General features: G+C 39.7%; 19 protein-coding genes and 1 pseudogene. 12 read left to right on the top strand and 8 right to left on the bottom strand.

The features are described from left to right. Positions 1-58 precede the first annotated feature (58 nt). Positions 59-766: a hypothetical protein gene (locus G0Q07_RS05490; protein ID WP_163345137.1), complete on the top strand. Its 708-nt coding sequence runs from the start codon at positions 59-61 to the stop codon at positions 764-766. 64 nt (positions 767-830) lie between these two features. Beyond that, positions 831-1,985, top strand: a complete 1,155-nt coding sequence (locus G0Q07_RS05485; protein ID WP_163345136.1) for a DUF819 family protein — start codon at positions 831-833, stop codon at positions 1,983-1,985. A 10-nt stretch (positions 1,986-1,995) separates the two neighbouring features. On the opposite strand, the gene G0Q07_RS05480 is transcribed toward G0Q07_RS05485, so the two are convergent. Both G0Q07_RS05480 and G0Q07_RS05475 read right to left on the bottom strand, forming a co-directional pair. Then, a complete protein-coding gene (locus G0Q07_RS05480; protein WP_163345135.1) occupies positions 1,996-3,243 on the bottom strand; it encodes a M14 family metallopeptidase in 1,248 nt (415 codons plus the stop codon). Between the two features lie 10 nt (positions 3,244-3,253). Beyond that, positions 3,254-3,457, bottom strand: coding sequence for a hypothetical protein (locus tag G0Q07_RS05475; RefSeq protein WP_163345134.1), 204 nt, complete (start codon positions 3,455-3,457; stop codon positions 3,254-3,256). 237 nt (positions 3,458-3,694) lie between these two features. On the opposite strand from G0Q07_RS05475, the gene G0Q07_RS05470 reads away from it, so the two are divergent. Then, complete coding sequence (locus G0Q07_RS05470; protein WP_163345133.1) at positions 3,695-4,690, top strand: NAD(P)H-dependent glycerol-3-phosphate dehydrogenase; 996 nt, start codon at positions 3,695-3,697, stop codon at positions 4,688-4,690. Between the two features lie 164 nt (positions 4,691-4,854). Here G0Q07_RS05470 and pgi read toward each other — a convergent pair whose 3' ends face one another. From pgi to G0Q07_RS05455, 3 genes are all read right to left on the bottom strand, one after another. Beyond that, the gene (gene pgi, locus G0Q07_RS05465; RefSeq protein ID WP_163345132.1) at positions 4,855-6,501 is read right to left on the bottom strand and encodes a glucose-6-phosphate isomerase; all 1,647 of its coding nucleotides are present in this window, start codon (positions 6,499-6,501) and stop codon (positions 4,855-4,857) included. 175 nt (positions 6,502-6,676) lie between these two features. Next, positions 6,677-6,871: a hypothetical protein gene (locus G0Q07_RS05460; protein WP_163345131.1), complete on the bottom strand. Its 195-nt coding sequence runs from the start codon at positions 6,869-6,871 to the stop codon at positions 6,677-6,679. Between the two features lies 1 nt (position 6,872). Further along, positions 6,873-7,058, bottom strand: a complete 186-nt coding sequence (locus tag G0Q07_RS05455) for a hypothetical protein (protein WP_163345130.1) — start codon at positions 7,056-7,058, stop codon at positions 6,873-6,875. A 238-nt stretch (positions 7,059-7,296) separates the two neighbouring features. Between G0Q07_RS05455 and G0Q07_RS05450 the strand changes: the two genes are divergently transcribed. From G0Q07_RS05450 to ppk2, 8 genes are all read left to right on the top strand, one after another. Next, positions 7,297-7,572: an EamA family transporter gene (locus G0Q07_RS05450; RefSeq protein WP_163345129.1), complete on the top strand. Its 276-nt coding sequence runs from the start codon at positions 7,297-7,299 to the stop codon at positions 7,570-7,572. Continuing rightward, positions 7,563-8,207, top strand: a complete 645-nt coding sequence (locus G0Q07_RS21005) for a DMT family transporter (protein WP_317165141.1) — start codon at positions 7,563-7,565, stop codon at positions 8,205-8,207. Before G0Q07_RS05450 ends, G0Q07_RS21005 begins: the two co-directional genes overlap by 10 nt. 244 nt (positions 8,208-8,451) lie before the next feature. Continuing rightward, a complete protein-coding gene (locus tag G0Q07_RS05440) occupies positions 8,452-9,837 on the top strand; it encodes an efflux RND transporter periplasmic adaptor subunit (RefSeq protein ID WP_163345128.1) in 1,386 nt (461 codons plus the stop codon). Between the two features lie 18 nt (positions 9,838-9,855). Beyond that, entirely contained in the window at positions 9,856-11,235 is a 1,380-nt protein-coding gene (locus G0Q07_RS05435) for an ABC transporter permease (protein ID WP_163345127.1), read from the top strand. A gap of 24 nt (positions 11,236-11,259) precedes the next feature. Beyond that, entirely contained in the window at positions 11,260-12,741 is a 1,482-nt protein-coding gene (locus tag G0Q07_RS05430) for a TolC family protein (RefSeq protein ID WP_163345126.1), read from the top strand. Positions 12,742-12,744: 3 nt separating this feature from the next. Then, positions 12,745-13,980 carry an efflux RND transporter periplasmic adaptor subunit gene (locus tag G0Q07_RS05425; protein ID WP_163345125.1) on the top strand — a complete coding sequence of 412 codons (1,236 nt, stop codon included), beginning with the start codon at positions 12,745-12,747 and terminating at the stop codon, positions 13,978-13,980. 68 nt (positions 13,981-14,048) lie between these two features. Further along, positions 14,049-15,272 carry a hypothetical protein gene (locus tag G0Q07_RS05420; RefSeq protein ID WP_163345124.1) on the top strand — a complete coding sequence of 408 codons (1,224 nt, stop codon included), beginning with the start codon at positions 14,049-14,051 and terminating at the stop codon, positions 15,270-15,272. Between the two features lie 64 nt (positions 15,273-15,336). Beyond that, a complete protein-coding gene (gene ppk2, locus G0Q07_RS05415) occupies positions 15,337-16,146 on the top strand; it encodes a polyphosphate kinase 2 (RefSeq protein ID WP_163345123.1) in 810 nt (269 codons plus the stop codon). A 70-nt stretch (positions 16,147-16,216) separates the two neighbouring features. On the opposite strand, the pseudogene G0Q07_RS20630 reads toward ppk2, so the two are convergent. Both G0Q07_RS20630 and G0Q07_RS05400 read right to left on the bottom strand, forming a co-directional pair. After that, a pseudogene (locus G0Q07_RS20630) lies at positions 16,217-17,085 on the bottom strand (2-oxoadipate dioxygenase/decarboxylase family protein). Positions 17,086-17,228: 143 nt separating this feature from the next. Then, complete coding sequence (locus G0Q07_RS05400) at positions 17,229-18,146, bottom strand: carbohydrate kinase family protein (RefSeq protein WP_163345120.1); 918 nt, start codon at positions 18,144-18,146, stop codon at positions 17,229-17,231. 177 nt (positions 18,147-18,323) lie between these two features. On the opposite strand from G0Q07_RS05400, the gene G0Q07_RS05395 reads away from it, so the two are divergent. Continuing rightward, positions 18,324-18,935, top strand: coding sequence for an acyl carrier protein phosphodiesterase (locus G0Q07_RS05395; RefSeq protein WP_163345119.1), 612 nt, complete (start codon positions 18,324-18,326; stop codon positions 18,933-18,935). A 182-nt stretch (positions 18,936-19,117) separates the two neighbouring features. Here the strand turns inward: G0Q07_RS05395 and G0Q07_RS05390 are convergent, their stop codons facing one another. Then, positions 19,118-20,413 (bottom strand): KamA family radical SAM protein, encoded by a 1,296-nt coding sequence (locus tag G0Q07_RS05390; RefSeq protein WP_163345118.1) that lies wholly within the window; start codon positions 20,411-20,413, stop codon positions 19,118-19,120. Positions 20,414-20,610 lie beyond the last annotated feature (197 nt).

The raw sequence follows: 20,610 nt of genomic DNA, 5'->3' as shown, positions 1-20,610 counted from the left end.
TTCTTTTGATCAATTTTCATAAATTAGTGCCGTTAGAACACAAAAATCAACCTTTGCTATGACACGCTTTCTGTTATCATTTCTGCTTTGCCTTGTAACTTTTGGCTTAAACGCACAGGAAAATTCTTTCTTAAACATTGGTATTGGATACCCCATAATTATTGGAACAAATAATATTGACTACGACTACAGCATTAATAAAGGCAATAGCATCCTGTTTGTAGAAAAAGAAATAAAACTGCTAAAAAAAATTCCTCAGCTGCGTTTGACCCCCGGATTATCTTCTTCAGTAATTAAAGAAACATTTAAAAGTGAAGGTTTAGGAGGTGGCGGAAAAGGAAATTATAAACACAGGGCGATGAGTACCTATTTAAAATTTATTTACGAAATTAACAGAGAGCCGCACGTGGTAAGCGATTATTATTTTGGCATTCAGGTAGGTTATTATATCAATTCAAAAACTACAGGATCAAAATCATGGTGGCAGGTTGATTATGATTCTGATCACGGACATTACTCAAATCATAAAGAAATTGACGAAAGTGGTGAAGACTTTTTTCATTCAAACTACCTTGGGATATTAGCAGGGATTCGTCCATTGGGAGATACAAAAAGTTTTATTCAGCCTAATATAGAATTGGCATTTTATCCTTCGTTTGCCACCATCAACTCGTATTATTTAAATGCTGAGGAAAAGAAAAGTATGTTACAAATTTCTGTGAGCATAGGACTAGGTAATAAATCAGGAAACATTAGCACCGAATAATTACCAGTTTGCAGTTTCTCCTCATTCTGATATCTTTACCGCCCGATAAGGGAATTATTAAAATATGGATACACCGTTTCTGGCGTTGATTATTCTTTTTGTTATCACTCCTGTTTTGGTTATTTATCTTGAAGGTAAATTTTCGATTTTAAAGAAAATTGGCGCTGTACTTATTTGTTATGGTGTTGGTTTAATTATTGGCAACATGGGCGTATTACCCGATGGTGCCGGAAAATACCAAAACATGCTCACCGAGATTACCATTCCTTTGTCGTTACCATTGATTCTTTTTTCGGTTGATGTGCGATCGTGGTTTAAAATGGCGCGTTCGGCATTTCTGGCGCTGGCAACCGGATTAATTTCGGTTTTGATAATTGTTATCATCGGCTTTTTTATTTTCCGCAACGACATTGAAAATATCTGGCAGGTGGCCGGTATGCTGGTTGGTGTTTACACCGGAGGCACACCGAACATGGCCGCCATGAAAACTGCCCTAAATGTGTCGCAGGAGTTGTATATTATGACCCATACTTACGACCTGACACTGGGTGCCATTTACCTGGTTTTTATTCTTTCCATCGGGCAGAAAGTATTTCTTTGGTTTTTACCGCCTTTTAAACCGGTTAAAACAGAAGACACTGCCGTTGCAGAAATGAATACTGAAGAAGAATTCGAGTCGTACGACGGGATGTTGAAGAAAAAAACCTTTTTCCCATTAATCGGTGCGTTTGGAATTTCAGTGGCTATTCTTGGTGTGAGTTACGGCATCAGTCTGCTTTTACCTAAGTACTACCAAACGGCAGTAGTTATTCTGTTAATTACTTCTTTCGGCATTGCGTTTTCGTTTGTGCCAAAAATAAAAGCCATAAAAAAGACCTTTCAACTGGGCATGTACCTCATTCTCATTTTTTGTTTAACGGTTGCCTCCATGGCCGACATCAGCAAATTATCAAACATCTCGTTTTCGTTATTCTATTATGTAGCTTTGGCGGTTTACGGCTCGCACATTATCCATATCGCACTGGCCCGCATTTTTAAAATTGATGCCGATACGGTAATTATTTCAACCAGTGCGCTAATTTGCTCGCCACCTTTTGTTCCGGTGGTTGCAGGCGCATTAAAAAACCGCCAGGTTATTTTAACCGGTTTGGTTGTGGGAATTGCCGGTTATGCCGTTGGAAATTATTTGGGGGTAATTGTTGCTTATTTGCTTAAATAGGATATCGTTTCTACTCTAACTTTTGAAAATTCTCCCAAATATTCCCCATCATTTCCTGCGAAACAGTAAGCGCATTGCTACGCCATTTTTCCGATGGTGGATAAAACATTTCGTAATAACCGGCTAAAGCGTTCAAACTGTCCTTTTCTGATTTATAACCATAATGAAATCCCTGATTTTCGACAATTGAAATATGTGCCGATTTTACTGCACCAACCGTAGTGCCGGTATTTAAAGTACCAAACTCCAACACCATCGGAATTGATGTTTTATCGGGAAATAATTCACCTATAAACTCCACAAACTGACCATGCACGGTATAAAAATTATCCGAGTCGCCCCAATCAATTTGGTAGCCATCAAAAACGGTTTCTGTCTTGGCTTTTAATTCTTCATCATCAATAGGATTCGGAAACAGATGTAGTTTTCCCCTTTCCCCGAATCCGGTATGTAAATCAAGGTTTAATAAAGTAGAATACGGCGCTGCAATGTCTGTCAGAACCTCCGACATTATTGCCACCTGCTGTTCAAAATCGTATCCGCCAAAATAAATCCCCTCCTGAAATTCGTACTGCCCCTGTGCAAATGCCTGTAATAACGCCGGCATGCCCTTTCGGGCAATTTGATTGATGGCCGTTACCATAAAAAACTTGTTGCCAATGCTGTTCACATTCAACTCTCCGGCAGGTGTTAGCATATCGTAAAGTGCAACAAAACCATCATTTTTAGTTTCAAAAAGCGATATATCAGTACTGTAATTCCGGTTTAAATCAACGTTATTCTCAGTAAAACGGCGCTGGTTCTTAAAACCCCATGCGTTTAGTCCGTGTACCAGCAACACACCGGTATTCTTAACCATTTCAGGCTGAAAAAATTCGTCCATTAGTTGTTGCTGAACGGCACTGCCAACATAGCCTTCAATGCCATGTGTGCCCGAGCATATCATCACTAGTTTTTCCGTTGTATCGCTTGCCGGAATGTAGCAGAAATCGATCGTCAGGTCTGTATCTGTTTTACTTTCCACCAACCGTGAAAAGATAACCACACTGTCAAAACGCATTTCCATCGAGCGGGCCTGTGCCCTGAACGCATCGCGACATTCCTCCCATGTGTCCTGGAAATATGCCAGCTTTGTCTTGTCGGTTTCAACTTCCGGATCTTCGGGTGAATAATAATTTAAACTGGAGTAAGTATAGCCCAATAAAGTAATAATTACTATTGCCAACACCAATCCGGTGTACTTGAGAAACTTTTTCATGGAAACAAATTTAGCTAACAAACTTCACCAACCTATCTTCAATCATTTGCTGCAACTGGCCGAGCAAAGCCTTTTCGTGCTTATCAATGTGGCCATCTTCTGTTGCAATATGTATAATCTTGTCGTAATCATCGTGTGTAATCGTATGATCTGCAATCGCTTTTTCAATCATTGCCTTTAAGCGGATCGAACTTTCACTTACTTCTTCTTTCATCAGAGTGTTATTTTGTACAATTATTTACCAATTCTATTCTTGTTGAACCTATTTTCTAAATGTAGACATTCATCTTATGATCTACAAACATCAGACACACAACTCTTATTGCTCTCATTCACAAGACGATAAAACATTTTTCGGTCAAGAATTGAATTCTTCGAAACCATTAAATTCTTACTTTTTTCTTCAATAAGCTCTTACAAATTGTACCTTTGCGCGTTATTAAATACGTAAATGAATATAAAAACAAATAAAGTTGGCATTATCGGAAGTGGCAGCTGGGCAACGGCTCTGGCAAAAATTCTTCTTGAAAATGTAAACGAGATAAACTGGTTTTTTAGAAAAAAGGCCACTATTGAAACTTTTAAACAGAATAAGCACAATCCACGTTATTTGCACGAGGTGGAGTTTGATACTTCTAAAATTAATTTTTGTGAAGATATAAACTGCATTGTTTCCAATTCCGATATTCTAATTATAGCCGTTCCTTCGGCATTTCTCCCATCTGTTCTGGCTGATGTAACAGATCTTTCAGGTAAATATATTTTATCAGGTGTTAAGGGAATTGTTACCGAAGAAAACCTTTTGGTGGCCGAATATTTGCAAAAGTATTTTAATGTTGATCATGGCAGGATTGGTGTTTTGGCGGGTCCGTGCCATGCTGAAGAAGTTGCCCGCGAAAAGCTGTCGTACCTTACCGTAGCTTGCACCACCGAAGAAAAGGCGATTACATTTACACAACTTCTTGAATGCGATTATATTTACACCACGCCATCGGATGATATTTGGGGGACCGAATATGCTGCGGTACTAAAAAATGTTGTAGCTGTTGCGGCCGGTATTGCTCACGGCCAGCGTTTTGGCGACAACTTCCATGCAGTACTCATCTCGCGGGCCATTCAGGAGATAAAACGTTTTGTCGACCAGGTTCATCCGATTGACCGTGACATTAAAGCTCCCGCCTACCTGGGCGACCTTATGGTAACAGCCTACTCGCAATTTAGCCGGAACCGTACTTTTGGCTCAATGATAGGAAAAGGCTATTCGGTAAAAACAGCTCAACTTGAATTGAATATGGTTGCAGAGGGTTATTATGCCACAAAATCGATTCACGAAATTAACCAGCATTACAAGGTTGACATGCCCATTTGCGAAGCGGTTTACAATATTCTTTACAATAAAGTTCCTCCTCATAAAGTGTTTGCAGAGTTGACTAAAAAACTCTGTTAAAATTCATTCCATTTTTCTGTCATTTCGAACACAGTGAGAAATCTGTTTTAACCGTCTACCAATTCACGATATTCAGGTCGATTCAACTTCGAAGAATAAACAAAATCCAAAAAAATGCCATCCGTAAAACGAATGGCATTTAGAAAATTATGAAGAGTATCTTCTTATCTCATTTCTTTCCAGGCATTAATCAAACCATTGGTTGATGCATCGTGACCTGTTACTTTTTTGTCATTATTCAATTCCGGCAGAATAGCATTGGCCAGTTGTTTACCCAGCTCAACTCCCCACTGATCGAAACTGTAAATGTTCCAGATAATTCCCTGTACAAAAATTTTGTGTTCGTACATGGCTATCAACGATCCCAAAACACGAGGTGTTAATTGTTTTACCAAAATGGAGTTGGTTGGAATGTTACCCATAAATATTTTAAACGGTGTCAATTCTTTAATCTCCGTTTCTGATTTACTTGCAGCTTTTAACTCGGCAACAACCTGCTCTTCGGTTTTACCCACCATCATGGCTTCGGTTTGGGCAAAAAAGTTAGCCAGTAATTTCGGATGATGGTCGCCAACTTTATTGTGGTTAATTGCCGAGGCGATAAAGTCGCAAGGAATAAGTTTTGTACCCTGGTGAATCAGCTGATAAAAAGCGTGTTGCCCATTTGTTCCGGGCTCTCCCCAAATTATCGGGCCGGTTTGGTAATCTACTTGTTCACCGTTACGGTCAACATATTTACCGTTACTTTCCATATTTCCTTGCTGGAAATAAGCTGCAAAACGGTGCATGTACTGGTCGTATGGAAGAATGGCTTCACTCTCGGCTCCGTAGAAATTATTGTACCAAAGGCCAATCAAAGCCAGAATTACCGGGATATTTTTATCAAAATCGGTTTCGCTGAAATGCTTGTCCATGGTGTGAGCACCATCAAGCAAATCAATGTAATTGTCGTAACCAATGCCCAGCATAATGCTTAAACCAATGGCCGACCACAACGAATAACGACCACCCACCCAGTTCCAGAAACGGAACATGTTATCGGTATCGATACCAAAAGCAGAGACAGCTTCAGCGTTGGTAGAAACGGCAACAAAGTGTTTGGCAACGTTCTCCAAATCTTTTGCCGACTCCAAAAACCAGTCTTTAGCCGTGTTGGCGTTGGTCATGGTTTCCTGCGTAGTAAACGTTTTAGAAGCTACGATAAACATGGTTGTTTCCGGATCAACTTCTTTTAGTGTTTCGGCAATGTGCGTTCCGTCAACGTTCGAAACAAAATGCAGTTTCAAATGGTTTTTATAAGGTTTTAAAGCCTCGGTAACCATTAGCGGCCCTAAATCCGATCCTCCAATTCCAATGTTTACCACGTCGGTAATTGCTTTTCCAGAGTATCCTTTCCACTCGCCCGAAATCACTTTCCCTGTAAAACCTTTCATCTGTTCAAGTACCGCATTTACTTCAGGCATTACATCTTCGCCGTCAACTATAATTGGAGTATTGCTGCGGTTACGCAAAGCCACATGAAGCACCGCGCGATCTTCGGTAGCATTAATTTTCTTGCCCGAGAACATAGCCGAAATGGCATCTTTTAAACCACACTCTTCAGCCAATTCAAACAAGGTTGTTTTAACCTCATCGCTTACAATGTTTTTTGAAAAATCGAGCAGGATATCTTCAAATTTCAGGGAGTACTTTTCAAACCGATCTGCATCGGCTGCAAAAAGATCTTTCATATGCGTGCCTTCAAACTCAAAATACATCTCTTCAAGTTTTTGCCAGGCTTTAGTTTCAATAGGATTGATTTTAGGTAACATATTTTTGTTTTAAGCAGGAAGACCGAAGCCAAAAGCTTTCTAAATGGAAATGCTGCAGTCGTCCGATAGTTAATAATCAATGAATAATTACACAAAGATAATCGATTCTGAAGATTGCAGCGGAAAGTTTTAGGAAGGTTAATGTTGGGTTAATAAAATAGTTAGCTCTCGGAGGTTATTTCTGCTTACTGGTTTTGAAAGATGCCCAAACCAAAACCAGAACAATGATACCGTAACCAGCTGAAGACAATATTTTGGCAGTTTGATCCGACATTTTTTCAATATCAATGAGGCTTCCAAAAATTACGAGTGTACAGGCAAGTATTATCGCAGTGATAAAGAGAATCTTCCCGGTTTTTGTGATTTCCATTTTATTTCACTTTAGGTCGCCACATAGCAATAACCAGAGCTGCAGTAGCAAAAATTAATCCGCTGAATACAAAACCACAGCACACCATGTTTCCCCAATGCTCCAGTTTTGCATACGAACCAATGCCTACTAAAATAAATGAAAGTGCTAAAAATGCTATCAACAATGTTTTTCTGGTCTTTGTCATAGTGCCGGTTTCTAACATTATGTGCTACAAAACTAGCATCATTAACTACTTTTCCTAAAATTTCAATTTTAAGAAAATGAAAACCAAATGTTTCCTTTATATTAAAATGCTTATAAATCAGAATTTTCAGTCAAAAAATATCAGTTTACTCTTTGCATTGATTTTCTATCTTTACCGCAATTTCCGGAGACGCTGAGTTTTGAAATGCTGAGACCGAAGAATAATTGAATAATAGTGAATGAAAACAGCCACATTTAAGGGATACCTGCTGGCACTGGTTGCCACAATTGCTTTCTCAAACGTATACATATTTAGTAAGGCGGCGTTAAATGAAATTCATTTAACACAATTTGGTATTTACTGGTGTGGTTTTGGGGTGTTGTTTAGTTTTCTTTTCGCCCTGAAAAACAAAAAATTGGGTCAGCTAAAAATTCTGGATAGAAAACAACGTCGCATTCTCCTGCTACTTGGTGTTCTTGAAATCCTGACTACCAGTACTTTTTTATTTCCGTAAATATTATTCCCGATCCTTCCATCACATCGTTTATCGGCAACCTTTTTCCGGTAATGGTTACTTTAGGTGGTATTGTTTTGTTGAAAGAAAAGTTTGGATGGATTGAAATCGTTGGTGCCGCACTGGCGCTAATCGGTACTTTTATTATTAGTTATACCGGCGGAACAAGTTTAAAAACGCTGTTTATTGCCGGAACAGGAGTTGTTGTTATTAACGCTCTTTTTGCCACCACGGCAACACTTATTGTAAAAGTGCATGTAAAAAACATCAGCCCCGAGCTGTTTAACCTGAACCGCTACACCTGGCTGTTAACCTTTTCAGTCATTGCTTTTTATATTTACAGTCCGCCAGCAACTATCCCAACTAAAGCTTTTGCCAATATTTCAATTGGGGTTTTCCTCGAATTCATTGCCATTTTAACGGTTTATTACTCCTATCAATTTATTGATGCTTCGCGGTCGGCAGTGGTGCAAACACTGAAAGGGATTTTTGTGTTAATCGGTGCCTACCTCGTTTTTCAGACCTTCCCGTTGTTGCATCAGTTTATGGGAGGAATGGTGACAGTAATCGGTGTTCTGATAATGACGCTGGCACAAGCTGGTATTTTTAAATCACGCCCCAAACTTCCAAACTGAATTTTCAGTTAAAAAACTAGCTTTTTAGTTTATTTGAGGTTTATTTAACAAAATTTCATACTTATTTTTTGTTTCTTTCGCTAAAATTTAGCCAAGGCACAATTTTTGTTAAACAGAAAAAACAATTATTCAATTAGAAACGAAAGCTAAAATTATGAAACAAAGTCCTCAAAATTCTACTTAGAAACAGCATGCCCTCATGCCCAATAAACCTGTTACAATTGAAAACTTAAAGCATACCAAAATGAAGAAAAAAAACTGGCTGTTTGCCGCCATGGCAGTAATTGTACTGTTCGTGGTCATCATTATTATTTCAGGTTCGAAAAGCGAAACCACACAAATTACCACCAAAGTTATGAAAGGCCCTTTTGAAGTGCTGGTTTATTCCAGCGGGCAGCTTGAATCAGAAAATTCGGATCATGTTTATATTCCGGAAAAAATGAAGGATCGCCAAACCCGCATTTCTAACCTTACCATTACGGATATTGTAGAGGAAGGAACTTATGTCGATTCGGGAGATTACGTCGCCACACTCGACCATCAGGCCGTTCAGGAACAGTTAAAAGATGCTCAGGACGAACTGGAAAAAACCTTGTCGGAATACAACGACAGTAAGATCGATTCGAACCTTACCCTCAGCAACGAACGCGATCAGATTATTAATGCGAGACTGGATGTGGAAGAGCGAAAAATAGCGGTTGACGAATCGATTTATGAATCGCCGTCGGAACAAAAAAAGGTAAGAATGGATTACGACAAAGCTTTACGGAAACTGGAGCAATCGAAACAAGCTTATACCTTAAAAACGCAACAGGAAATCAATAAGGTTAACCGTAAATTCATCACCTACAAACAAGTAAAAGAGCGTGTTGATGCGCTGGAAGAATTAATGGATCAGCTGATTATTTATTCGCCAAAAGCGGGTATGATTTCCTACCATCAGTACGAATGGGGAGGCACAGTTGAAACAGGTTCGCGCGTTTCGCAGTGGAGCCCCATAATCGCTACTTTCCCGAATATGAATAACCTGGTTACCAAAACATTTATTAACGAAATTGACATTGCTCTTATAAAACCCGGGCAGAAAGTAAGGATTGGAATAGATGCTTTTCCCGACAAAACTTTAACCGGCGAAGTGGCCACTGTAGCCAACATGGGCCAGCTAATGCCTAAAAGTGATGCAAAGGTTTTTGAGGTAAAAATTAAGGTCGACGGCTCCGATCCCGATCTGAAGCCGGCAATGACCACCAGTAACACCATCCAGGCCAGTTATATTGAAGATGCTACCTATATTCCCATTGAGGCAGTGTTTGCAAACGATAGCTTGTCGTTTGTTTACCTCAGCGATTCGGAAACCAGGCAAATTATTGAACCCGGAGAAGCAAACGAAAACTATGTGGTTGTTAACCAAGGCCTTGAAGAAGGGCAAGAAGTACAGTTGATGAAACCTGAGGATGCAGCCGAATATAAACTTTCGGGTTTTGAAATTTATGCGGATATGAAACGTAAAGCCGCAGAAAAAAAGGCTGAAGAAGCAGCGAAAAAGAAAGAAAAGCAACAGGAAAAAGCACCTGAACTTCCAGAGGGAATGACATTGCCTCCGGGCGTTACAATTACGTCAGCCAGTTAACCACTCAAAGCAAACAAAATGTTTATTAAAAGATATTTACACGATATTCTGATAGCGGTTGAAGCCATTATTGCCAACCGCTTGAAATCGATTCTTACTGCACTCGGTATCATCTTTGGTGTTGCTGCAGTAATAAGTATGATGGCCATTGGGAATGGTGCCGAACAGGAAATTCTGGAACAGATTAAACTTGTTGGAGTAAACAATATTGTTATAACACCAAGCAGTTATTCGTTATCAGATGGAAACGGCGGAGAAAGCAATGGCAGTGGTCAGCCCACAGCCAAAAATTTTTCAAAAGGACTTACGCTTTTAGATGTAGAGGCAATTAAAAAGATTGTCCCTACTGTTGAGAGAATCACGCCTGTTATTTCGTTTAACTACTCGGCGCTTTTGAATGGCATCAGCAAACCGGTTGTGCTCGAAGGGATTGAAAATCACTACTTCGATCTGTTTAATATGCAACTGGCCGAAGGAAAGCGTTTTAATTCTGCACAGATTGAAAAAGGATTACCCGTTTGTGTTGTTGGCAATAATATTAAAGAACAGTTTTTTCGCCAGCAAGATCCCATTGGGAAATACATTAAATGCGGACAAATCTGGCTGAAAATTATTGGTGTTGTAGAACGACGCGATTATACGGCCTCGGCATCCGACGAACTGGGAATTAGCAGCTCCGACAATAAAATTTTTATACCCGTACAAACCATGTTGCTTCGGTTTAAAAACCGTTCGCTAATTCGGGCCGACGAAGTTTTAAGTGCCAATAAAGGTGGTGGCGGCGACGGAATGGTTGTTATTTACGGCGGACAGGAACAAACAGAAGAACCGGTTGATACCGACAACAATCTGAATCAACTCGATAAAATCATTGTTCAGATAAAAGAAACGGAACAGCTGAACAACTCGGCAACATTAATAAAACGCATGATGCTGCGCAGACATTCTGAACTTTATGATTTTGAAGTTACCATCCCCGAACTTCTGCTCAAACAGCAGCAAAAAACAAAGAAAATATTCAACATCGTTTTAGGTGTAATTGCAGGTATTTCGCTTGTAGTTGGAGGTATAGGTATTATGAACATCATGCTGGCATCGGTATTGGAACGTATTCGCGAAATTGGTGTTCGCCAGGCTCTTGGAGCCAAACAAAAAGACATTATCGCACAGTTTCTTTCCGAGTCTACATTAATCAGTTTAACAGGAGGAATTATTGGAATTATTCTGGGGGTTGTGCTCTCGAAAATAATTACAGCCGTGTTCGATATTAAAACTATTGTTTCCGCCTTTAGCATTGTTATTGCTTTTGGCGTATCGGTTGGTGTAGGAATTATTTTTGGTTATCTGCCCGCCAAACGTGCAGCTTCCAACGATCCGGTAGTAAGTCTTCGTTCATAAAAATTAACCTGAAAACAAACAAAAATGAAAAAAATAGTTCTGTCATTTATTTTAATTCTGGGCCTTAATGGATTTGCCTTTGCCCAGGAAGAACTGGTATTAACATTGCCCGAAGTGATCGACATCGCTTCTGAACAATCAATCGATGCTTTCCGAAACAAAAACATGTATTTGGCAAGTTACTGGGAACACCGCTTTTATAAAGCCGAGCGTTTGCCAAGTATTTCGTTAAGTGCCAACCCCGCGGATTTTAACCGCTTCAATAACAAAGAGTACAACTTTGAAACCAATGAAGATGAATTTCGCCTGCGCGAATATTTTAACTCTGAGGTTACGGTTTCGGCGGTTCAAAATGTTTCGTTAACTGGCGGCCAAGTATTTTTACGCTCGGAATTGGGCATGATTAAAAACCTTGGTGGCGACAAAAACACATCGTTCAATGCCACGCCTATTAGTATTGGTTTTTCGCAGGAATTGAACGGCTACAATCGTCTAAAATGGCAATCAAAAATCGAACCTTTAAAATTCGAAAAAGCAAAAAAAGAATTTATTCAAGATATGGAAGATTTGCGTGTAAGATCCACTTCACGCTTTTTTGGGTTAATTAATGCCCAGATTCAGAAAAACATTGCTGAAATGAATTACGCCAACGCCGATACCCTTTATAAAATCGGGAAAGGACGTTTTCAGGTGGGAACAGTTACACAGGATGAATTATTGGAGCTGGAACTCAGGCTATTGAACAGCGAACAAGCTTTGAACATTGCCCAGCTTGGTGAAAAAAGAGCTCAGGCGATGCTTAACTCATTCCTGGGTCTTCCGAAAGAAACAATTATTAAATGTATTGTTCCCAGCGATATACCAGAATTACAAATTGATCCGGATAAAGCCATAAACGAGGCAATCGAAAACAATCCGGAAATCATTGGTCATCAACAACAACGACTGCAGCAAGACGAAAATGTAGCGATCGCCAAATCGGAACGAGGGCTAAACACCACACTTTATGCCATGTATGGTTTAAACAAAAGTGCCGAGAATTTTGATGACGTTTATTCCGAACCCGACAAAAGCCAGGTTTTTAGTTTGGGCTTAAACATTCCCATTATTGATTGGGGACGTGGAAAAGGCCGCTACTCAATGGCCCAATCGAACCGGGAAGTTGCCCTGGCAACAATCAGACAGGAGCGCATTGATTTTGAACAGGATATTTACCAAAGTGTACTCGAGTTCAATCTTCAGGCCGGGCAGGTTAATACCGCTGCCAAGGCCGATACTGTTGCTCAAATGGGATACAAGGTTACATTTCAGCGCTTCCTCATCGGCAAGATTGATGTAACACGCCTTAACATTGCCAGTAACGACCAGGAAACAGCACGTATGTCTTACCTTTCGCGACTACGTGATTATTGGTCAGCTTATTACAGGCTACGTAGTTTAACGCTTTTTGATTTTGAGAAAAAGCAACCGCTTAAAGCTGATTACGACAAACTTTTAGGAAACTAGTTTATGGCCATAAAAAGAAAATATATAATAATAACCGCAGTTGTACTTTGCATTATTGCCATTGCAGCTTTTGCCGGTTCTTTTTCGACAAAAAAGTCGGAGAAATTTTTTGTAGTTGAAAAAGGTCCTTTTGAGGCTTCGTTAAACTGCAAAGGAGAAATTAACGGTTTGGTGGCCACGCCCATTCCAATGCCAAAAATACTTGGCGACAGAGAATTGAGGATTTGGCAACTAAAAATACTCGACCTTACTCAGGATGGAAAATACGTTAAAAAAGGTGATTTTATAATTCAGCTCGATGCCAGCCAGATTATTTCAGGTATGCGCGAAGAACGGCAAAAACTGGAAACGGAAGAAGCAGACTTGAAGAACGCAAAGATCGACAGTACAGTGAGGCTAACCGAACTTCGGGAAGATATAAAAAATGCCAAACTTGATCTGGAATACAATAAAATCGATTTAGAACAGTCTGTTTACGAATCGGCAGCCTATCAGCGCAAAGCTCAGATGACATACCAAAAAGCAGAAAATTTAATTGCGAAAAAGCAGCGCGACTACCAGCTTGAGCAAAACAAACTTAAAATGCGTGTTGGCCGATCGGAAGAGCGCGTTAAGCGAAGCAAAGAAAAGATTGACAAATTTCAACAGGCCATGCAAGCGGCGCGCATAACAGCTCCTGAAGATGGAATTGTAATTTTTGGGGAAAGCTGGGATGGTACCAAATACAGTAAAGATGGCAACATTTCAACCTGGTCGAACGGACCTCCAATTGCCACTTTACCCGATATGTCGGAAGTGCTTTCGGAAACCTATGTTAAAGAAATTGATATTTCGAAGATAAATGTGGGAGATAAAGTTAATGTTTCGTTTGATGCACTGGAAGGTGTTGTGATTAACGGCGACATAAAGTCGATTGCCCGGGTTGGTGAAGACCATAAAGATTTTGATATGAAAGTGTTTAAAGTTATCATTCATCTTGATGAGTCGAACGATGGACTAAAGCCGGCAATGTCGAGCAACAATGACATAATTTTAGCCAGCGAAGAGCAAGCTTTGTTTGTTCCCATAAATGCTGTGGTAAGCGAAAATGGCGAAGATTTTGTTTACCTTTCCAACCATAGCAACAAACAAAAAACGCCTGTAACTACCGGTGTTGAGAATGAAGCATTTGTGCTTATAAAAAGCGGACTTCAGGAAGGTGATAAAGTAATTTTAAATCCTTTACTGGAAGAAAATTAGAATAACCCAACATATTAAATTATAAAAACGGACTGAAAAATCAGTCCGTTTTTATTTAAATTCGCGCCATGCATAAATCTGCAAATCCTTCTATTTTCCTGTTTAATCCCACCTGCGAATATGCAGTGGCTAATGGCAATGCTTCGTGGCACCCGAATAAGATTTTACAAAAAATGGAAGCCGATCTGGCCACACTCCCGCTCTATTTTGCAGCAAAAGACGATATAATAATCGTTCCCAAACTTCCCAAATCTACATTTTACGACCATCTGAAAAGCATCGGAATTACCCCTCCTCATTTTGTCACCGAAAAAGAGCTGCAAAAAAATCCGCCGGAACAGATTGGCAAACTACACCCCTGGGGATGGAGCCCGGCGATACATAAACGACTGGAGAACGTTAAACCGCACTGCTCACCCGAATTTAAAATGGCGCCTGTATTTATTTGGAAGTCCCAATACAGGGAGTTGTATTCAAAGAAATTTGCCCTGCAGATTTTAAATCAATTAATTGACAAACATCCGTCGGCTCATTTTATTGACAGAAACGAAATTACCGAAGTTTGTGAGACCCGGGATCAAATTGAAATACTTCTTTCAAAATGGGAGAAACTTATGGTTAAAGCCCCGTGGAGCAGCTCAGGACGAGGATTGCAGCCAATCACCAAACAGCCTGTCCACGATAAAGTTTGGGAGAAATTACTCGGGATTGTAAAAGATCAGGGATACGCCATAGTAGAAGCTTTTCAGAACAAAGAGCTTGATTTGGCTTTTCAGTTTGAATTGAAGGCTGGTGAAATTCACTTTCGGGGCACCAGTAATTTTTCAGCCGACAAAAAGGGTCAGTACCTGGGAAACAGCCTCAACGGATTACCCGATGAATTGGACGAGGATGTTAAAGACTTTGCAAAGGAAATGTCGGAACTAGTAATTCCCGCACTGAAAGAAGAAATTGGCAAAAGCGAACTAGCAAAAAATTACGAAGGCTATTTTGGTGTCGATACACTAATTTTCAAAGACAAAACCGGGGCACTTAAGATAAATCCTTGTCTCGAAATAAACGTTCGTCACAATATGGGGTTGCTTTCGCTCTATCTCGAAAAATTTGTTTTGCCAACAAAAAAAGGCCGTTTCCGTATGTTTTACAATCCCAAAACATGTTTTGCAGATTTCTGTCGACAAATGAGCCACGACTACCCTCTTGTTTTAGAAAACCAAAAAATTGTTTCCGGATTTTTCCCGTTAACAGCTTATTCCGCCAACACTGAGTTTGGCGCCTATCTTCTGGTTTAATTGAACCGCCTTGATTTTAGTCTCATTTTTTTTACCTTTAAATGAACTAATCATCTGTAAGGATATGGAAAATCAAGAAAAAAAATATAACAAAAAAGGAAAGCTCTCGAAGAAATTTTACGAAAATGAGCTTAACAGGCTTCAGGTTGAACTGGTTCGCCTGCAGGAATGGATAAAATTTAAAGGATTAAAAGTTGTTGTGATCTTTGAAGGGCGCGATGCTGCAGGAAAGGGAGGTACAATAAAACGCATAATACAAACACTAAATCCGCGAATTTGTAAGGTTGTTGCTCTGGGTACTCCCACCGAACGCGAAAAAACACAATGGTATTTTCAACGTTACGCTCCACATCTTCCGGCTGCCGGCGAGATGGTATTATTCGACCGCAGTTGGTACAACAGAGCTGGTGTTGAAAAAGTTATGGGCTTTTGCACCAACGAAGAATATTGGGAGTTCCTACGTGCTTGTCCGAACTTTGAGCGCATGTTAATCCGCTCTGGCATTATTCTAATAAAGTATTGGTTTTCGGTGAGTCAGGATGAGCAGGAAAAACGTTTCAGAGCTCGATTAAATGAACCTACAAAACGCTGGAAACTGAGCCCAATGGATATCAAATCAATGGAAAAATTTGAGGATTATTCAAAAGCCAAAGATGAAATGTTTGCTTACACCGACACAAAAATAAGCCCCTGGTTAATGGTTGATGCCGATGACAAAAAACGCGCACGATTAAATTGCATCCATCACTTATTATCATCAATCCCCTACCAGGAACTGGAACAAAAAGAAATTGTGCTTCCTGATCGACAGGAACGAAAAGGATATATACGCCCGCCACTCGATGAAATGACATATGTTCCGGAAGTTTATTAAAATACTTTTCTCAGCGTAAAATAAAAACGGGAAGCTACTCGCTTCCCGTTCCATTTTCTCTTCCATCATTTTAGTTTTCCCTTGTCGTGGTCATATCAAACAGGTGCCTTGCCTGCTCTCCAAGGAATCCCGAGAATAACTTCTCCTCTCCATTTTCAATCACTAATCCTCTTTCTGCCAATTCGTAATATGCGTAGGTCCAGGGCATTTTTTCTATTCCATCATCACCCTTTACCTCTAATTCTTCTTTTACCGCCAAGGTTGCCGATTGCCGTAATTTACTTCCTTTTTCTCCTTCAAGATTTTCTTTCATTGGTATCCCTGCATCGGCCATTCCCTGACAGGTAGAAGCCAGGTCGGGCCACTCACTTACATTCTGATAATTAACAAATGCTGTAAAGTGATTTACCGCGTTGCCATGCAAAAGCACCCATGCTGCATATTGCGAGATATCGTTTATTTTCAACACATCGCTTTTTTGCGGAATACTCCATGGTCTTCTGAAATATTGTGCCAGATCTTTTACAAGAGCTTCGCCTGCAACACGAGGCAACTCCCCTTTTCTTTTAAGGTGGCCAATAGTTCAATACTCCCATCCGAGAGTAAGTAAGGCGTATCTTTTACTGCATTTTTTATCACTTGCTGCGCCCAGTCAGGCAATTGATCGACCTCTAACTGACTAACAAATATTTTAGGCAACATGGGGTCGGGATGTTCAAAATGAACAGCTTTCAGCTTTTTCTTCTTAAAATCATATTTTTCTACCGGAAAATAGTCTAAACAGGAAATAATATGCCTCAGTGCCCTTATTCCCTCTGGTTGTTCTCCGGTGTGTGTGTTAAATGTTCGGAAGGCAATGTGATCATTTACTACGCTACCTCCCTTGCTGATAACCAATCGCTGGTATTCCCGAGCATATAAAACCCGCTCAAGATACATTGCCCAAAGTTGAGCGAGCAACGCTTTGGTAATTTCTTTTGCTGTAACTTTCATCCTGTAGCTTTTCTCTTTTAAACATAAAAAGCAGGGCTTTGGTTACTAAAAAACAGATGTTTAAGAATATAGGATAATTGAATAAAAAACTATAACACAGGCTTGTACTGTTTGTTATTTTGCATGAATACCAGCACGTCGTCTTTGGTAAAGGAACTGGTGGCACCCATTTTTGTGGTATTTAATGCACCTACAGCATTGCCGAATTTCAGGGATTCATCAACCGGTTTCCCATTCAAATAATAATGTAAAAACCCGGCAGCAAATGCCATTCCCGATCCTACATTATCAACCGGCTTCAAGTCGTAACCCGGTTCAAAAAACAAACCTTCGGTGGCATGAAGTGCCAGAACACCGATGCTTCCGCGTGTAATAATTACAATATCAATTTTATACTTTTCGGATAGGGTCTGCGCAAAATCTTCAATTTTAGTGTATTCAATCTCCAGTTTTTCGGCCAGAAATTCAATCTCTTTCTCTTTAATGCGAACAACATTGGCAGCTTTCAATAAACGTTTTACTACCTTTTTGCTGAAAAAGTGTTCGAATAATTTAAGATCGAAAAAGTGAAGCGAGTCGGGCGATTCTTTAATCAACTCACGTAATGTATTTTTCGAGAGTCCAAAACGTTGCGGCAATAATCCAAATACCAAACAATCGGCTTTACGAACCAGTTTTAATGCTTCTGCCGAAAATTCAATATGATCGAAAGCAACATCGTGTGCCACTTTGTAAACAGCCTCTTCGTTTTCGTCAAAACTTACTTCAACCGTTCCGGTTTTAAATACCGGATCAAGCTGAACATTTTTATCAGAAATTCCAAGTTCTATAAGTGTTTCAATTGCTTCTGCCCCTAATTCATCATCGCCAACGCGCGAAAGTAAATGGCCTTTTTCGCCCAGTGAATTACACCGAAAAACGAAATTAGAAGGAGTTCCTCCCAATACTTTACCTGTTGGTAAAATATCCCAAACAACCTCGCCAAATGCAACTATTTTTTTAGCCATAATTTTACTTTCGCATGCAAATGTAAAAATTAATAAAAAGCTAACAATAGACCATAAGCATCTGTTTCATAATAAAAAAAGGATTATCAAGTAACAACCTGATTATTAGTGAATTTTTATTGCAAAAAAAATAAGTCGAAGAAACAAATTTTGCCTTAAGGCGTTTGTTTTATTACTATGAACTATTTAGCACATCTCCATCTTTCGGGTGAATCGGAAAAAATGCTGGTTGGTAATTTTATTGGCGATTACATAAAAGGCAATAAATACCTGCAGTACGACGAGGAAATTGCCAAGGGCATTTTGCTTCATCGGCAGATTGATTCGTTTACCGATTTTCACCCGCTGCAAAGGGAGGCCAGACTAATGTTCCGACACGAATTTGGCCTTTATTCGGGTATTGTGGTTGATTTTATTTACGATCATTTTTTGGCGAAAAACTGGGACCAATATTCCACCATTCGCTTACCAGTATTTGCTAAACGTGTTCATGCTATTTTGCTCAGCCACTTTAATACCTTGCCTTTAAGAGTTCAGGGATTCTTGCCGTTTCTTATTCAGCATAAACGCTTGCTTTCTTATGCTTCAGTTGATGGTATTATTCAGTCGTTAAAAATAATGGGAAAGCATTCCAGTCTTCCATCAAAATCGGAAGAAGTTGAAACGATCCTTCTGGAGAATTACACCGAATTGGAAACAAATTTTGCTGCATTTTTTACCGAGCTTATTGATTTTATATCAGGTAAGCAAGGGGTAGAAATAAAAAAGCCCGATCTAAGTAACTGTTAGCAATTTATCCTTTCATTTTATTACTCGTCTTTTTTACTTATTCTGCTGTAAAATTTCCTTAAATAGCGTTGGCTATTCGCGTCAATTCTACCTTGTCTAAGTAAAAATTACTTCATAATAATTCTAAAAAACAAATTGCTAACAGTTACTAGTGACCGGGCTCTGAATATTGATCTATTTTTTTATGCAAGCATTTCAAGAAATGCCTGTTCGTAAAAGAAATTCGATTCGCCGAGAGCAGGTTTCAGATCGTCGAGCCAAATCGCATTAGGATCGAATTTTGCAAAAAATGGCCGACCAACCCAATTCGGATCGCGACCTTGCAAAAAGTTCAAGACGAACACTTTTTCGCCCGCTATTTCGCTCACGCCAACAATTTGTACTTTCCCTGGGTTACACGACATACTTGGCCCTTTTACAGTGCGACATACGCCGCTAACCTGGCTATAGGCATTTCGGAAAATTTTCCACGCCCTGTCAAGTGTTACGGCAAAATAATCCTGTGCACCCGTATCGCGGGCAATAAACATGTAATATGGAATAATTCCAAGTTTTACTTGCTCTCTCCAGTTTTCTGCCCAAATGTCGCTATGGTCGTTAATATGATGTAACAATGGCGATTGCGAACGAATCTGCACACCGGCACTAATCAATCTCTGTACGGCTTTTTGTACAGCCTTTGTTTTTAATTCTCCGGGATGGTTAAAGTGCGCCATCAGTGCAATATTGATTCCGCTCTTTTTTACTTTCTCAAATAAACGCATCAAATCATCTGCATCGTCGTCGGTAGTAAAACGGTATGGCCAGTAAGCCAACGATTTTGTTCCGATACGAATGTTTCGCAGGTTTGGAATATCGGCTTCTAGCAGAGCGTTAAAATACGTCTCGAAGAACTTTGTTTTCATCACTGCCGGATCTCCTCCGGTAAACAATACATCGCTTACGTGCGGGTTGGCTTTAAGGTATTCCACCAATGTATCTGCCTCTTTCATAGCAAATTTAAAATCGTTTAGCGCAAACTGCGACCAACGAAAACAAAATGTACAATAAGCATGGCAGGTTTGTCCCTGGGTAGGGAAAAACAACATGGTTTCGCGGTATTTGTGCTGAATACCGCTTAGCTTTTTTCCGTTGAATACCGGCACATTACTTTCCTGTCCGGCAGGATTCGGATTAAGCTTTAACCTGATTTTATTAACTTCCCCCTGAATGATTTTTCGAGGAGCATTGCTTGTAATTAACGAAGCCATTTTGTTAAAACTGGCTTTGTCAATCATTTCTCGTTGTGGAAAATTGAGAATAAAAAATGGATCGCGTTCAAAATTATTCCAGTCGATCAACTCATCAACTACATAATTATCAGTTTTAAATGGCAAAATCGTTCCAACCACCTCAATTTCCAGTTTCTGTTCTTCCGAAAGAAACTCCATCTGCGGAATCTGCCTAAAGTTATGAAGAGAATAAGGTTTATAATTCATCTCATTAAAATTTTTAATGGGATCGTATGCAAATCAATCTACGAAATTGAAGGCTCAATCCTAAGTATTCGCTACTCGAATAAATCAGTGGTTCTTCCTCCCATAGGATATTAAAGAACTATGTATATTTTTTATCTGTTTTTCCCTTATCTGATGAATTCCAATCAAGAATTCCTCCGATTTTTTAAAGCCCCACA

It is taken from the genome of Draconibacterium halophilum, assembly GCF_010448835.1.
In the GTDB taxonomy this organism is placed as follows: domain Bacteria; phylum Bacteroidota; class Bacteroidia; order Bacteroidales; family Prolixibacteraceae; genus Draconibacterium; species Draconibacterium halophilum.
Note: the sequence above shows the minus strand (reverse complement) of the source record. Positions and strands in the feature narration are given on the sequence as shown.

Excerpts from the sequence above, each read along its gene's own strand:
- G0Q07_RS05435 (WP_163345127.1), top strand. The coding sequence starts at position 9,856 with ATGTTTATTAAAAGATATTTACACGATATTCTGATAGCGGTTGAAGCC.
- ppk2 (WP_163345123.1), top strand. The coding sequence starts at position 15,337 with ATGGAAAATCAAGAAAAAAAATATAACAAAAAAGGAAAGCTCTCGAAG.
- G0Q07_RS05430 (WP_163345126.1), top strand. The coding sequence starts at position 11,260 with ATGAAAAAAATAGTTCTGTCATTTATTTTAATTCTGGGCCTTAATGGA.
- G0Q07_RS05425 (WP_163345125.1), top strand. The coding sequence starts at position 12,745 with ATGGCCATAAAAAGAAAATATATAATAATAACCGCAGTTGTACTTTGC.
- G0Q07_RS05455 (WP_163345130.1), bottom strand. The coding sequence starts at position 7,058 with ATGACAAAGACCAGAAAAACATTGTTGATAGCATTTTTAGCACTTTCA.
- G0Q07_RS05480 (WP_163345135.1), bottom strand. The coding sequence starts at position 3,243 with ATGAAAAAGTTTCTCAAGTACACCGGATTGGTGTTGGCAATAGTAATT.
- G0Q07_RS05400 (WP_163345120.1), bottom strand. The coding sequence starts at position 18,146 with ATGGCTAAAAAAATAGTTGCATTTGGCGAGGTTGTTTGGGATATTTTA.
- G0Q07_RS05450 (WP_163345129.1), top strand. The coding sequence starts at position 7,297 with ATGAAAACAGCCACATTTAAGGGATACCTGCTGGCACTGGTTGCCACA.
- G0Q07_RS05485 (WP_163345136.1), top strand. The coding sequence starts at position 831 with ATGGATACACCGTTTCTGGCGTTGATTATTCTTTTTGTTATCACTCCT.
- pgi (WP_163345132.1), bottom strand. The coding sequence starts at position 6,501 with ATGTTACCTAAAATCAATCCTATTGAAACTAAAGCCTGGCAAAAACTT.
- G0Q07_RS05475 (WP_163345134.1), bottom strand. The coding sequence starts at position 3,457 with ATGAAAGAAGAAGTAAGTGAAAGTTCGATCCGCTTAAAGGCAATGATT.
- G0Q07_RS05390 (WP_163345118.1), bottom strand. The coding sequence starts at position 20,413 with ATGAATTATAAACCTTATTCTCTTCATAACTTTAGGCAGATTCCGCAG.
- G0Q07_RS05420 (WP_163345124.1), top strand. The coding sequence starts at position 14,049 with ATGCATAAATCTGCAAATCCTTCTATTTTCCTGTTTAATCCCACCTGC.
- G0Q07_RS05490 (WP_163345137.1), top strand. The coding sequence starts at position 59 with ATGACACGCTTTCTGTTATCATTTCTGCTTTGCCTTGTAACTTTTGGC.
- G0Q07_RS05395 (WP_163345119.1), top strand. The coding sequence starts at position 18,324 with ATGAACTATTTAGCACATCTCCATCTTTCGGGTGAATCGGAAAAAATG.
- G0Q07_RS05460 (WP_163345131.1), bottom strand. The coding sequence starts at position 6,871 with ATGGAAATCACAAAAACCGGGAAGATTCTCTTTATCACTGCGATAATA.
- G0Q07_RS05470 (WP_163345133.1), top strand. The coding sequence starts at position 3,695 with ATGAATATAAAAACAAATAAAGTTGGCATTATCGGAAGTGGCAGCTGG.
- G0Q07_RS05440 (WP_163345128.1), top strand. The coding sequence starts at position 8,452 with ATGAAGAAAAAAAACTGGCTGTTTGCCGCCATGGCAGTAATTGTACTG.